11 protein-coding genes and 2 pseudogenes are annotated in these 14,526 nt (G+C 62.7%); 9 read left to right on the top strand and 4 right to left on the bottom strand.

The window, feature by feature from the left end:
* Positions 1-33: 33 nt before the first annotated feature.
* From fxlM to AB0F88_RS44035, 3 genes are all read left to right on the top strand, one after another.
* Positions 34-2,076 (top strand): methyltransferase, FxLD system, encoded by a 2,043-nt coding sequence (gene fxlM / locus AB0F88_RS44025; protein WP_362698568.1) that lies wholly within the window; start codon positions 34-36, stop codon positions 2,074-2,076.
* A 16-nt stretch (positions 2,077-2,092) separates the two neighbouring features.
* Positions 2,093-3,223 carry a hypothetical protein gene (locus AB0F88_RS44030; RefSeq protein ID WP_362698571.1) on the top strand — a complete coding sequence of 377 codons (1,131 nt, stop codon included), beginning with the start codon at positions 2,093-2,095 and terminating at the stop codon, positions 3,221-3,223.
* 420 nt (positions 3,224-3,643) lie between these two features.
* Positions 3,644-5,161, top strand: coding sequence for a hypothetical protein (locus tag AB0F88_RS44035; RefSeq protein WP_362698574.1), 1,518 nt, complete (start codon positions 3,644-3,646; stop codon positions 5,159-5,161).
* Here AB0F88_RS44035 and AB0F88_RS44040 read toward each other — a convergent pair.
* Together AB0F88_RS44040 and AB0F88_RS44045 are read right to left on the bottom strand one after the other, a co-directional pair.
* Positions 5,094-5,930, bottom strand: a complete 837-nt coding sequence (locus tag AB0F88_RS44040; RefSeq protein ID WP_362698577.1) for a hypothetical protein — start codon at positions 5,928-5,930, stop codon at positions 5,094-5,096. The genes AB0F88_RS44035 and AB0F88_RS44040 overlap by 68 nt on opposite strands.
* Before the next feature lie 436 nt (positions 5,931-6,366).
* Positions 6,367-6,899 (bottom strand): annotated as a pseudogene (locus AB0F88_RS44045) (transposase); the annotation flags it as partial.
* Positions 6,900-7,002: 103 nt separating this feature from the next.
* Between AB0F88_RS44045 and AB0F88_RS44050 the strand changes: the two are divergent.
* From AB0F88_RS44050 to AB0F88_RS44070, 5 genes and pseudogenes are all read left to right on the top strand, one after another.
* Positions 7,003-7,194: a phospholipase D-like domain-containing protein gene (locus AB0F88_RS44050; RefSeq protein ID WP_362698580.1), complete on the top strand. Its 192-nt coding sequence runs from the start codon at positions 7,003-7,005 to the stop codon at positions 7,192-7,194.
* Positions 7,195-7,472: 278 nt separating this feature from the next.
* Positions 7,473-8,699, top strand: a complete 1,227-nt coding sequence (locus tag AB0F88_RS44055; RefSeq protein ID WP_362698583.1) for an ATP-binding protein — start codon at positions 7,473-7,475, stop codon at positions 8,697-8,699.
* A gap of 2 nt (positions 8,700-8,701) precedes the next feature.
* Entirely contained in the window at positions 8,702-10,078 is a 1,377-nt protein-coding gene (locus AB0F88_RS44060) for a hypothetical protein (RefSeq protein WP_362698586.1), read from the top strand.
* A 510-nt stretch (positions 10,079-10,588) separates the two neighbouring features.
* Positions 10,589-10,780, top strand: coding sequence for a hypothetical protein (locus tag AB0F88_RS44065; protein ID WP_362698589.1), 192 nt, complete (start codon positions 10,589-10,591; stop codon positions 10,778-10,780).
* A gap of 18 nt (positions 10,781-10,798) precedes the next feature.
* Positions 10,799-11,116, top strand: a pseudogene (locus AB0F88_RS44070) (DUF6444 domain-containing protein); the annotation flags it as partial.
* A gap of 69 nt (positions 11,117-11,185) precedes the next feature.
* On the opposite strand, the gene AB0F88_RS44075 reads toward AB0F88_RS44070, so the two are convergent.
* Together AB0F88_RS44075 and AB0F88_RS44080 are read right to left on the bottom strand one after the other, a co-directional pair.
* Positions 11,186-11,857 (bottom strand): DUF2637 domain-containing protein, encoded by a 672-nt coding sequence (locus tag AB0F88_RS44075; protein WP_362698592.1) that lies wholly within the window; start codon positions 11,855-11,857, stop codon positions 11,186-11,188.
* A gap of 402 nt (positions 11,858-12,259) precedes the next feature.
* Positions 12,260-12,748, bottom strand: a complete 489-nt coding sequence (locus AB0F88_RS44080; protein ID WP_362698595.1) for a hypothetical protein — start codon at positions 12,746-12,748, stop codon at positions 12,260-12,262.
* A gap of 352 nt (positions 12,749-13,100) precedes the next feature.
* Between AB0F88_RS44080 and AB0F88_RS44085 the strand changes: the two genes are divergently transcribed.
* On the top strand, positions 13,101-14,526 hold a 1,426-nt coding region (locus AB0F88_RS44085), incomplete at its 3' end, for a DUF6185 family protein (protein ID WP_362698599.1).

The following is a 14,526-nucleotide window of genomic DNA, read 5'->3' on the forward strand; positions in this document are numbered from 1 at the left end:
GCCACCACAACCGAGCAGGAGCGAACCGAGGACATGGACTGGAACGACGAGAACCTACCGCTGCCCGACGAACCGAAGTGGTGGCACGCCACCATCCGCTTTCCCGGCGATGCCGGAGCGACCCCGAAGGCTGCGACCGCACTCGCGGCCGCGCTGTCCAGCCGGCGTTTCCACTTCCTGCGCAAGGAAGGCAATCTCCGGCTGCGCACCGAGAGGCCCGCTGCCGACCTGCTCGATCAGCTCGTCGCCGACGAGGTCGCGGCCGGTTGGGTTGGCGGCATCTACGAACCGGAGATCGAAACCTTCGGCGGCGAGCAGGGTATGGCCATCGCCCACGAGGTGTGGTGCGCCGACAGCCCCGCGGCCTTGGCCGAGACCGGCAGCCCGTACGCCCGCGAGCGGTGCATCCTGCTGCTCTCCACCATGAACCGCGCGGCGGGCCTCGACCCGTTCGAGATCAGCGACGTGTGGGCGACATTCGGCAACCTCCGCCCGGCGATCGACCCACCGCAGGCGGCCTACCAGGCGTCTGCGATCACTGCCATGCGGCGCCTCGTGCACGCCGACGCCGCCAAGCGAGACACCACCGAACCCGGCTGGCCTGACCGCGTCGCCGCGTTCGAGGACGCCGGCCGCCGCCTGGCCCGGCTCGCGACCAGTGGGCAACTCCGGCGAGGGCTGCGCGCGGTCCTCGCCCACCACGCGATCTTCGCTTTCAACCGCGCGGCCACACCCGTGGCCGAGCAGGCTGCCGCGGCCTGGCTGGGCTGGAACGTCGCCTTCGGAGACGGCGACCCAGCCACCGTGTCCAGCAGTCAGTCCGCACCCGTGACCCTTATTTTCAAGAGGATGGAGAGCACCATCACTACGACCGACCCCGCCGAGCTGCGCAACACCATGGTGGACAAGCTCACCGGCTCCGGCCACCTGCGCACCCCTGAGATCATCGACGCCTTCCGGGACGTCGAGCGCCACCGGTTCATCCCCGACGTCGAGGTCGTCGCCGCCTACGTCGATGACGCCGTGTCGGTGAAGAACGACCGAGACGGCGAGATGATCTCCTGCATCTCCGCGCCGTCGATCGTCGCCACCCAACTGGAGCAACTGGGCGCAGAGCCCGGCCACAAGGTCCTGGAGGCCGGGGCGGCCACCGGCTACAACGCCGCCCTCCTCGGGCGGCTCGTCGCCCCCGGCGGCCGCGTGTGGACGGTGGACGTCGACACTGACCTCGTTAACACCGCCGCGAAGCATCTGGCCGCTGCTGGAGCGTCGAACGTGACCGCGCTGCTGGCCGATGGCGCGGCCGGTCTGCCCGAGCATGCCCCGTTCGATCGGATCCAGTTCACCGTGGGCGCCGGTGACATCCCCCTTCCCGTCCTGAATCAACTGGCCCCGGACGGCCGTCTCGTCATCCCGATGCGGATCCGCGGCAGTATCTCCCGCTCCTTCGCCTTCGAGCGCGACGGCGAGACCTGGAAAACCGTCTCCTGCGAGATGGCCACGTTCGTCCCGCTGCGCAAAGGCGTGTGTGATGACGTCCGTACGGTGGTCCCCATGGCCGGGGAGGGCAATGTCCGGCTGGAAACCTACGGTGAGCAGCTCGTGGACCGGGAGGCGATGCGGACCGTCCTGGACGAGCCCTCCCACCAGGTCTACACGGGCGTGAAGCTCCGGCAGGGTTCACCCTGGGAGTGGGTTTATCTGTGGTTGGCGTGCGTCCTGCCCAACGGCCTGTCTCGGGTACCTGGTCGGCGGCCCGGGTTCACCCCGCATTTCGGGTGGGGTTCGATGGCGGCGCTCGACGGCGAGAGCCTGGCCTATCTGACCGTCCGCGAGGGTGAAGACACCGTGGGCCGGTTCTGGGAGATCGGCGTCATCGGTCACGGCCCGCGCGCCACCGACCTCGCCGAGCAGGTCGCCGCCGCGATCCAGGAATGGGACCGCGACTACGGCAACGACGCCCCGGCCCCCGGCTTCCGCATGGCCACGGCCGCCAACCGCGACCTGCTGAAGGCCGCTGACTCACGCTTCGTCATCGACAAGACCAACAGCCGACTCGTCATCGACTGGCCGTAGGAAGGGGAGCAGCGTGATGAACCCTGCGATCGCCGCCCGTATCCCGCTGGTCTGCCGACCCAAACCCCCCGGGCTTCCACTGGACAAGCGCATTGCAGAGCTCACCGCACTAACCGCCGAAACACCCGGCGCGGACCACTCCAAGCGGGTGGCCCGCGCCTGCGGTGTCCTCAATTTCTCCGCGCTCATCGCCTCCGACAGCGGCATGCCCGACCTGGCAGCCGAACTGTGCTGGCGGCAGCACAAGGTCTTCGCCGAAGCCGAGAGCCTGGACCAGGACATCGCCGTGATGTCGCTGATGCCGCTGGTGAACATCGCCCGGCTCCTGATCCGCGAAGGTGAAGGTAGCGCTGCCTTCGCGGTGCTGCAGCAGTTGTACCGGGCCGCCGAGCAGCGCGGCGCCACCGTCATCCGCGATCACGCCGTCGACCTGTCACCGTTGATCCGGACCGTCGCAGACCACCGCACGATCTGTACGGAGCTGTGGGTCGCCCTGCTGATCGACGGCGCCAGAGCCCTCGCGAGCGTCGGCCGTTGGACCGAGGCGGCCGAATCCATGGCCGCGCACCGCGGCGTCGGTCAGCGGCTTCTCGACGGCCGCCAGCTCACGATCATGTCGCTGATGGAACAGGGCCTTCCGCAGCAGGCCGCCACCATGATCGACTCCAGCGTTCCTACAGAGCCCTGGGAGAACGCCGTCGCCGCCATCCTGCGCGTCTACTGCCGTCCTCCGACCACGCCGACACCACAGGACGAACTGGACCATGCGGGGCAGGAAACTCTCGCGCTGATCACCGACCCCGACCCGATGACCGCAGCGTTCCGGACTCGGCTCGCCCTGACCATGCTCGACCTGGCCGCCGACCGACCCACGGCGTACGACTCCGACCTGCGGTCCACTGTCGTCGGCGTGGCCTGCACGGACGCCTACGCTGCCCGAGAGGTCATGGGGCACCACGGGATGCGCTCCCGCATGACCCCGCAGCAGGAACAGGAAGTCGCCGGCGTGCTCACCGCCTCGGGGTTCGGTGCCGGACACCTCCCAGCAGCCCACCTGGATGCCCTCACTGCCGCAGTCCGTCACGGCGAAGACAACCTGCGCGCCCTGCTTGCCGAGCTACACGAAGCGGCCTGGTCCGACCCATGATCGCTACTCCGGCCGTGGTTGCGAACCCCGCACTCCAATCACGGCAACCGCCCGGCGCAGACTCGAACCGGGTTTCGGTCATACAGCCGCCGAACCTCTCCCGCCGTACTACTCCTGCCCCAGGCACAGCGAAAATCGCCTGCTGAAGATCCCGAACTGGCGGCTGCTGGGGTTCCCCGGCATAGGCGTATGCCACGCTGTTAGACCCGATTCTGTCGAGTTGAGTCCGGGAGTCGCCACCTTGCGCGCTCATTCCGGGCATGAGACGTCCATCCGTGGGGCATCGACCCTGCTCAGGGGATAAGCGAACAGTTCAAGTCCCCCTGCATGCTCCACGCCAAGAAGGTCGACAAGCTCGCCAACGCGACGTAAATCCTGAAACCACTTGCCTGTGGTGACATTGCGGTGTGATCTGGTGACGTGCAGCGATGGGACAGGTTAAATGATCGTCAGTTGACGGTGTTGCGGCGGATCGGGAAGAGCCAGGAACCGGTCAGCGCAAAGACGCCGGAGCTGGCTAGAACGGTGTACGCGCTTCGTGACCGCGGCTTGGTCACCACGCCGCGAAAGGACGGATTCTGGCAGGCCGAGATCACTGAGGCTGGCCGCTTCTATCTGGAGCATGATTATCACCCGGACCGGCCAACTCCAGGCACAGTGAGCAGTGCCATCGTTGCCCGTACACCAGGCGCCTCCAGAACACGCGACGCCGGTCAAAGCCCGCTCGGCCTGGCCAAGGAGTTGATCGAACGCCTGCAACACAATGGGGGAACCCTCGATATCCAGAACCCTGACCAGGAGACACGCGCGTCCTACCGGCGGGCGATGCACGCAGCCAAACAACACAACTTGGTACCCGCAGGTTTCCATCTACGGCACACCGGCCGAAATGGCGGCGATCTGATCATCCGGCTCTTCGACGACGCGCATCCGGACGAGACGAACTGGAACCGCATCCGCCTCAGTGCACGCGACAAGGTCACCGATGCCGACGCGCTGGTCAAGCTGCTTCGGGATCATCCCGAAGTACTGGCCGTCTCCGAGGCACTCATGCCCCGGGCCATCGACCTGGTCAAGTCCCTTGCAGAAGAAGCCCGCCGCCGCGGCCGCAAACTCGCGATGTCCAAGAAACGCAAAGCTCGCGGACTGTACATGCAGGTCGGTACGAGGCAGTACCCGGTTGCCGTCAAAGAGGAACAGGACCAGGTGGTCCGCGAGCCAGATCCCGAGGAAAAACGCCGAAGACCTTATGCCTGGCAGCGAGTCCCCGTGCAATACGAATCCGTACCAACGGGACGCCTTCGCCTGGAGTTACCCCAGTCGCCACATAGCCGACGCGACCAGTGGACGGATAGTTCGCGTTCGCTGGTGGAAAGCAAAGTACGCGAGGTCGTCAAGGAGATCGAGCATCGCGCCGAGGCGGAGGAACAGGCTGCCCTCGCCCGGAGACAGGAATACGAGGAGTGGCTCGCCGAAGAAGAACGAAAAGAAGCCGCGAAGCGGGCGCGCTGGGAGGCCGCGATGGTGCAGGCCCGGAGCCACGCAGTTGACGACTACCGCAACACGAAATTCGCCAATGCCTTGGATGCCTGGGGGGCGGCCAGCGAAATCCGCGAGTTCTGCGCCGCGCTCGACCAAGTCGCGGCCGGCTGCCAGGAGTCAGGGGAAGCCGAGCTCCTGCGACCCTGGATCGAGTGGGGACACGCGATCGCCGACCGCCTGGATCCACTCCGTGGTCCATCCCGTCTCGCCCACGCGGGCTTCGACAAGGACCCAGCCCCAGACGACCTACGCCCTTACCTCGGGGACTGGAGTCCCCATGGCCCCCAAAAGGAGTATTACCGGCCTCAAGCCGAACAGCGAACACAGGTCAGCGATGCCTATCGCGAAAGCTGGTCGTATGGACGCCGAGGTCGGCCTCAATGGTGGCGGCGATAGCGTGACACTTGCGGGCCCTCAACTCCGACACTGCGCGCTGGACCAGCCCACCCAGACGTTCGACCTCGGCTCGTAAAGCCTTGAGCTCGTCATAACGGTCGATGGCTTCCTTACCGCACCACTCATAGAGCGTGCCGACGACGGTCTCCAGCCGCTCCAGTTCGCGGTCGGTCTTCTCATGTCCGTACCAGGACTCGTTCCGGCGTTGTGTCTTCAGCGCTTCTTCCTGCTTCGCCATGGCCTTGAGGATGTCTCCACCCAGAACCTGGGCCACTCGCATGGCCACCTGACGAGTCGTCGGCCACGAAGCGACATAGGTTCCGAACCTGTCCTCAAAGGCCAGCGGCTCCCTACGCAGGTTCTGAGGGTCGAGACCAAGCCACGACGCCACCCCATCGAGATCGGCGATCTCCATCACCCCGGCATCCGCGACAGCATGCCGGAGACGAATCTTGTTCTTCGGCCGAACATGACCGAAGAGCAGCTTGGCCACTTCGAATTCCGCGCTACCTCGAACCTCACGTGAGCTTTCAATCGCTGCCGCCCACCGGCGATCGTCATCCAGGAACGCCCCGACGTCAGCCCACGGAGCGACCAGTTGACCACGCGCCACCCACTCCTGCAGCCCGGCCTCCTCGCCATCGAGGAAACGTACATGCAGATCGCCGTGTTTTCGCGGCCCATCGACCCGGACCACCTCCACCTGGTACACCCGCCCCCCGACAGCCTTCGGTTGATCCCTGAACCCCCAGATATCACCGACGTCCATAAACCTGCTCACCTTTCAAATCTGGCAAATGCCAAAATTTCAAGCAATTCACCATCGGCGCTTTCGTGAATCAGTCCGGTAGCGCACACCATCCTCGTCACGGAGCTGCCCACAGGTGCTGCGACCAGTGTTGCCGAACTGTACCGAATCGCTCGACTTCCTTTGGATGGTAAGAAGCAATCAGGGCCGCAGCCAGGTCAGACGGCCCCGGACTTCTACGAGGAGTTCAGAAGCTACGATGCAGGGAAACCTACTTGACCTAATTTGGACAGTTAGCCGCGATGTTTCGTGATGTTGGTGGGATCGCATGACAAGCCCACCAACTGCTGTTTTTCAGCAGCGGATCAGGCCAGCGGCCCGACTCTCGCGTCGAGTGGGTGGTGTTCCACGGGCCCGAGCGGTTTCCTTTCCGGCTTGTTGAGGTGATTGTCACTGGTCAGGGGGCTGGCAGGGGCTGCAGGCGGGTGATCACGGAGGCGATCAGGCCGGCCCATTGCCACCGGCTGCTGAGCCGGAGTCTCCTGCCGCCCCGGGCCAGACGACCGGCAGCGGAGAACAGGCGTAGCCGCAGACGTTTGGGTTCCCAGCGGCGAGCCGGGCAGTCAAGGGCGAGCATCTAGGCCCAGACCGTCAGCTCGCAGGCCAGCGCGACGAGTTCGAGCCACAACTGGTTCTGAGCGAACCCGTGCAAGGGGAGATTACGCGGGCCGATCTTCCTTGGCCGCGCGGATGCGGTCTTCGCAGCGTGCCCGCCGCCGGTGCCACAATTCGAGGTCGGCGAGCTGGCCGCGGCCGCCGCCGGGCCGTGTGACGGTGACGAAGCAGCTGAAGCGGTGCCCGTCGAGGTCGGTGAAGCGCAACTACGCGCCTGAGTGCGGGCCGTTCCTTGCGGACGATCACCCGCATGCCCTTGGGCCAGGAGGTCAGGCCGAGCATCCCGGTCAGCTCCGCCACCCACGCGCCATCGCGGAATGGCCGTACCGCCTTCCACGACCTTCGCTTTCACCCAGACGTGCACCTGTGGCAATGGGCGAACGACCAGCGAAACGGCCCTGGAGGCCGACGCGGCAGCATGCACGCCAAGGTCATCGCTGCCGACCGGGCCACCGCCTTCCTAGGCAGTGTGAACCTCACGGACAGCGCATACACCGATAACCTGGAAATTGGCGCGGTCATCTACAACCCCAGTGCTGTCGCCAACATCGTCAACCCCTTCGAGACCCTGATGCGCTCACAAGACGGTCCCTTGATTCGAATGTCCTGAAACCTACACTCATAATCATCGGGCCCCGGATCCGCAAACCCTTATCTTCAATGCCCAAACCAAGCGCAGGATCCACTTATCGGTCATACCCCCACAAACAGGTCAGCACGATCGGCACAACCTGCCACCTTTGGTACGCCGCCTCACTCTGCGCTATCCTGGGCCAAACTATATGGGAGATCAATATCTCCCATAAAATATACCTCATTCAACTCAAGCATGCATCAAGTCGGATTGACAGCCGAACAGCTTCGTGAATAAAAACAGAGTCGGTCCCCGTGATAGAAATCAACGAACCCGCAACCCTCGCCCGAGTCATAAGCATATCTTCGGACCTTAAATACGCCTATCTTGAACTGCGAAATGGTTCAACGGTGACGTGCTCATCAACTGAGCCCATCGATCTTACGCCGGGCGATGTCATCCTATTTGATTCAGAATCGAATATCGAAAAGGCCCCGCAAGATTTATGGCCGATAGAATCATGGATAGGCATAATTCGCCTACTACTGTTCGACAGAGTGGTATTCGATGTCGGCGGTAGGCTGCGAATAACACACAGGCCACCCCATCTGAATCTCCGAGTCGGTAATACAGTAGAAGGAAACGACATAGATGGCATCCTCGCCATACTCTCCGAAAGTCCGATTCGATATATAGACCTTCCTGCCGTCGACGAGGTCACGATCGAACATTTCAAGTCAACTCCCAGTACTTCTCCTTCGTTCCAGGACTTCGGAGGCTTCGAGGATATCAAGGCCCGCGCTCGCGAACTGATTACTCTGCCTCTTGAACGGCACGATGAGCTCGGACGCATTGGGGCGCGCCCGATCAAGGGAGTTCTATTTTCCGGCGACCCTGGCACCGGAAAGACTATGCTAGGTCGAATAATCGCAAATGAAGCGAACGCGCAATTCTATCTGATCAGCGGGCCCGAGGTTCTCAGCAAATGGTACGGACAAAGCGAAGAGCTGATTCGGAAAGTTTTTGAGGATGCAGCAAACCAAGAGCGAGCTATCATATTTTTCGATGAGCTCGACAGTCTAGCATTGCAAAGAGGAGACAATTCACACGAAGCATCTCGGCGAATTGTTGGCCAACTCCTTGCTTCAATGGACGGCTTTACCCGAAAGGCAAATGTCGTCGTTATTGCGACGACGAACCGCCCGCAGGATATCGATGTTGCACTCCGCCGCCCTGGCCGCTTTGATTGGGAAATCAACTTCTATTTGCCTTCAGAACGAGATAGGGAAGAAATCCTAGTTTCTTCGGCTCGATATCTTGGTATCGGAGAAGATCTTCCACATGAGAGAGTCGCCCAGCAAACTCCGGGATGGTCACCCGCCGAACTTGCATCGATATGGTCGGAGGCGGCACTGCTGTCTGTGGCCGACGGGCGAGACAGTCTTCTTTCGGAGGACTACCTCGGAGGCCTCGAGCGCGTCGCGATGCAGCGAGCTCGCATAGGCTCTTCGGCAAAGCCGATCAAGCCACAGGAGGGTTGATCATGCTAAAAAGAATTAGACGCTGGCGTCACCGCCGAGCTATAAAGAATGCAGCTCTGAAATCTTTGGAGCTGCGCGAGTTCATGTACCTGGATGAAGTAAGCGTCACCAGCCTACTTTCATCTCGACTTGGGGCCATCCCGAGCGAGTTCACGGACACTCTCACGGATTCAACTCGGGCAGAATTGAATAGTAGTGTTAATGCCAACGCCGCCGTAATTAAGTCGAGCATCGGCTCGAAGTATGAGGCGACACGCACTCAGAACTCACAGGTACTTCGCAAGGCATCTATTCAGGCTACCTTTAAAGACCTGTTGGAGATAGAAAGGGAATCCTTGGCTCTAGGGCCTGTGCAGGACAGGGGGCCGATATTGACCGCCAAGGAATTGAATGACTTCGCCACGGATAATTTAAACCGCAACTCCCCAGGGATTGTCAACGAAGATCTCTTAAAGCGAGGTAGGTTGATTGAAGTCGAGATCGAGCTTCAGGCCGATCCGATATTCCGAGTCAGCACTATAATCTCAACGTTCTCGAATATAGTCGCTGATAGCGAACAGCTTTCGGCACACGTTGACCCAGACTCGCTTCGAAAGGCTACCGAGCTCAACATCTTTATCGATAAGTTAATGGCCGGCCTGGTTCCTATCAAGTGCCGAATGGTTGATTATGATGCTGTACAGATCGACCAACAAGAGTTTCTAATGGACCGTCGAGTAATCGAACAGATTCCCCACCCCCATCGACCGCAGTCGATCCCTCTCTACCTTGTGGGCGTCACCGAACAATCACTTTTTTGGAAGGATATCAGGCGAGTTCTCTTCTCGCGCGCCCGCGTAAAGGCGCTATGCCGCCTCAACTACGTCGGTCCTCGTAACTCATGGAGCCCAGTTCGCCTAGTTGATGTACTAGACGAGGTAGCACCAGAGCTTGCTGAACAAGTCAACAGCCTCACTCTAGTCTTAAATAGAGAAATGGCCGATAGAAAGAAAGCCGAGGATCAAATATCTCAGCCAGGAGTAGCTATTCTTCTTAGCTACGCGGAACAAGTCGCCCGACAGTTTAAGCTCACCCTCGACATTGACGATCGAGCCCAGTTGGAAAGTTTGGCTGTTGAAAATTCAAGGTTAGTCAGCGAACTGCCCGCAAGTCGTCCGGCATTCGAGCCTATACATGAATACTTAAGGGGACGTTACGGCATAGATATTGATCCAGCCACGGCAGCCCGCCTGCGCTCGATTGCCCGCAAAGAGGCCGACTCCATCGACGGCAAGTCACCAGAAGCCTGGCATTCTCAGAGCACGAACACTGAAGATGATCTTGACATATCAAAACAAGAGCGCTTTATCGACGCTGAAATAATTGCAATCTATTGGTAGTTGACGGCCCAGAATAAATTCTGCGGTGCTTGGTGGCAATAGCCTCTCGGTATAGGCACTCACGACTCCCGTCTGCCGTCGTCTCCCCGGAGGGAACGAGCATCCCTGCCGATCACGATCCTCGCCCCATGGCCGACGGCTCGCGCCTGGTACACCTGCGTGAGTCCAGACCATGCTGTGCCGGTGCCGCGCCGAAACCGTGACCGGCATCTGCCTCGCCTGTCCGAAACCCTGGCCCGGCTAGTGGAGTTCAATCTGACCGTCACCGACGCGGGTGGGCGTTGCCGCGCCAGCCGTCTGCGGCTACTGACCACGCTTTGGACGCCGCCTGCCCTGCATCGCGGATCGCCCGCCTAAATGCCCAGCGCTGGCAGATCGAGTTGGCCTGCCGTCGAATCAAGGTGAGCCTGCGCGGCAGCGGCGCGGTGCTGCCGCGCCCGCAGCCCGGCGCTGGCCTACCAGGAGATCTGGGCCAACCTGGACTTCTATAACCTGTTGTGCGATCTGGCGGTGGCCACCGCCACGCTGGACGATGTCGACCCCGACCCGATCTCCTTCGTCGCGGTGATCTGCGCGGCACGCACTGCGGCGACCACCAGCGCCGTCGGCACCACCGGCTGCATCCACTGCCGATGCCACCACACGGCAAGCTATACCGATCCGCTGACCGCTCTGATCAGCGCGCGCGGCTGGATGCGCTGAAGGCGGAGAACGCCGCAGTTGCGGCGGCAGGTCGGGCGGAACTCACGGAACTCTTCGCAGCCGCCGTCCGCCGATGGCCTGGCCAAGCCACCGCCGCGGTCGATGCGGAACAGGAGCGGCCGCAGGCCCGGCAAGCGACCGGGCGCGTCAGGAAGCGCGTTGATACAGGTCCGGCATCCGACACGGCGTGTGCCCCACGTTCCGGCCGCGTGTGGCGGATGCCGGACTGCTCTGGCCGGTGCGTCTCCGGCGGGTCAGCCGGTGATCCGGCAGGTCTTCGACATCCCAGAGCTGAGTGTTGAGGTCACCGCGCACGGGCTGCACCCTCTGGCCTGCGCGGGATGCGGGAGCGTCACGCGCGCTCAGGTTCCGGCGTCCGCCACGGCCCCGGCGATCGGCTGTCCTTTACACCCGGTCCCCATACGTGGGGCTCGGCACCAGGTTCTCCGTATCGGACGCCTCGCTCCCTTCCACAGCGGTGGACTGCGTCCTTTCCTTCTCCACCTCAGCAATGATCTCCTCCGCTTCGCGTTGCTCCAATCCCCACCGGCGCATCAGTGGACGCCGACCGATGCGCTGCTTACCCTCGCCAAGGCTGTCGATGTAGCTGAGCCGCGCCGCTTCATGCCGGTCGACAGGCAGCACCGGTACTACCCGTTCCACCTCAACCACGGTCTCCATGAGCTGGCACACGTGCTCTTGCGACTTGACCTCGCCTAATGGTCGCCGGTTGTTGCGAACGATCCACATCAGTAGCTCGTACGCGCCCGCGAAGGCCACCGGTGCCAGGGCACTGATCAGCCGCGATCCGAGTCCGCCGGACCAGCCGTGCGCCACGTTCGCCGCCAGCGTCACCGCCCCGCCCAATGCGAGCGCCACCCATGCCAGCACCGGCACACGTAGCCGACGACGCGAGCAGTAGACCATCACCAGCGAGGCCATGACGATCACACCGTCGGACATCGCCGGATACAGAATGGCCATGTCGTGCCGCTCACCCAGAGCGATCGCCAGACCGTAGAAGTGGTGGTACGAGACGTAGGCGGCCGCGCCGGCGACCCCCAGCAGGACAGCCACCGCAAAGCCTAGGATGACCCGGTCCCCGGCCCGATCTCGCTGAGTACGCTTGACCCAAGCCTCTTCGACCGGAACCACCTCCCCGGCGATTTCTGGTGTCGAGGGGCGGCGCACGGCCTGGCTTCCGGGTTGATCAGGTTGCTGGGATGCAGGAAGGGGTTCGGTGTTGCGATCACCGAGCTCCTGCCCCCTTACCACCGCTGCCCTGAGCGCAGTTGAGATCGTCTGCTGAGGATCCTGAACTGGCGGTTGCCGGGCTTCCCCGGCATGGGCGTGTGCCGCGAGGTAGGACCCGATCTCGTTGAGGTGGGTGTGGGCACCGCCCCCTCTCCGCGCGCCTATTCCGGGCATGAAAGGTCCAGCCACGGAGCGTCGGTGCTGCTCAGGAGATGGGCGAACGGTTCAAGTCCCCCCTCGGACACACACCGCACGCACATGTGGGGGCTCTGATTCGATCCGGGCCTCCACATACTGCTTTTCTGGGTAGTACGTGAACTTCAGCCCGAGCCGGGTGCAGAGGTCGGCCTTGTCGTCCGGGTCTGCCTCACCGACCAGCCGCACCAGGTCGCCGACCTCCCCGATCATCGACCTGATCTCTTCGACGTTGATGCGCTGGGCCGCCGGAACCGCCTTCAGCTTCCCCTCCAAGCGGGCGCGTTCGCCCTTCGTCTCGTTGATCCATGAGGAGATCTCGATCGGGTCGCCTCCAGCGTCGAGCGCGGAGCGATATTGGCTGAGCTTGCGATCACACGTCGACAGTCGTTCGCGCAGGTCGATCAGGGCCGCCTCAGCCGCCCACCGCGTCTCCAGCCACCGCAGGAATGACTGTGCCCGGGTGACAACATCCTGGCGCTGAAGTAAGAGTACGCACGTTGGGCGACAAGTGCGCACCAGGCGGTTACCGTTCGTTTATAAGTCCGTCACGTGCATTTGCAAGCTGCGAGATCCTAAGTCCGCACTCCTTCGAAGCCATTCCCGGCAACGAAAGTGATCCATCGCCTCTCGACACGACTCCGTCAGCGGAGCTGACCCACCGCATTTTCACCATGAAGCGGTAGGTCAGCAACGCTTAAAAGGTAGCCCGGCAACGGGTGCGCTGAAGCCTTAAGATCAGCCGCTGTCGGCCCGTCGGAAGGGGAACCGCAGCGTGAAAGTGTTAGGCCAGCCGGATTTGACCGTCGCTGTGCGGCGGCCCCCAGAGCGTTCTCTGCGGCGTCGTGTATGGGGATTTTTCCTGCGGCAGATGCTGGTTGCTCTCGCGGTCACGCCTCTCGTTCTGTTGTATCTGGACATCCGACCGCCAGTGCCGACGTGGGTCCGGTCGGACGACGCCACGCGACGGGTCGCGATCCTGCTTGCAGCGGCGGTGTTTCTGGTGCACGGCCTGTGGGCCTGGAGCGGACGAAGAACACTGCACCCGCGCCCGCGCCATACCCGCATCTTCCGCCCGGGTGGAACGATTCTCGTGACCGTGCTTTTCGTGGTGCTCGTCATCGTCCCCACCGCGTTGATCGTGGGCCGGATCAGTGCGACTGGTACTCCGGCGGAAGGGACGTGCAAGCCGCTGCCAGCTCAGGGAGCGCCTGCCTCGGTGAGGCTGTCGCTTCGGGCGGAGCGCCGGTACATTCCGGACTTCGTCAGCGAGGTGAAGGTGCGATTACCTCATTCGTGGGCCATGACAGGCGCACTGCTCGGACACCGGCATTCGGAGAACTTCCAGCAGGCCATCCGCTGCCTGCTACCGAGGAAACAGAATCCAGTCTCGGTCGAGACCGTTACGGTGACGGCCGCCGACGGACTGGTCTGGGTGACGGAGACCGTCGAGGCCGACATCTCTGATGCGGTCAACGGCCACATCGGTCCCTGGTCGGTGGTGTCCCACGGCACCATTTGGCGTCTCATTCCAGAGATGCTCCAGGGCCCGGGCGCTGCCCAGGCACAGGACATCGACGTGATCCTCCCAGGCGGCTGGCGAGGGGAAAGCACACCGCCACCGGCCAAGGCCGACGCCTCACACGCCTCGTGGAAGCTGGATCCGGGGACGCTCGTGAACGTCACAGTACATCCGGATGGGCGCGCACGCCTGGTGGCACAGTTCGGCAAGCCGCCGTACACGCTCATCGACTGGGTCTCCTACCAGCTCTGCGGTCTCGCCGTCCTCATTTGGGGATACATCGCGATTCGCCGACGCAAGAAATGGCGGCGAAAGCGCGCACTCATCTCTGAGCTAGTCGACCAGCGCAGGGTGCGGTCCTACCTCCGCCTCGTCCTGCTACTTACGCTGTTCATCGTGGCCGACAGTCTGACCAGCCAGTTGGGACTGCTCCAGCCACTGACGGCGGGCTCGAGGTACTGGCTGATCGAGATTCTCGCCTACACCGTCTTCGCAACCCTCGTAGCGGTGGCGGGACGGCTGTCGCCCACGGTCGTCACGGTGTTGTGCTCCGTAGCGATGGCCTGCGTCATCGTGCTCTACGGCCAGCCGGAATCCGATTCCCTTAGGCCGCAGACGGCGCCGCTGCTCGCCTTGATGGCGATCACCACGTGGCTGACGGTCACGGGAACAGCAAGCGCCCTAGGTCCTGTTTCGTGGATCACTGAACGTGAATGGCGCGACCCGTGTCTTGGGCCTCGCTGGGTCCTCGCGCTGCGCGCATATCACGCTCAGG

Source organism: Streptosporangium sp. NPDC023963 (assembly GCF_040639135.1).
Classification (GTDB): domain Bacteria; phylum Actinomycetota; class Actinomycetes; order Streptosporangiales; family Streptosporangiaceae; genus Streptosporangium.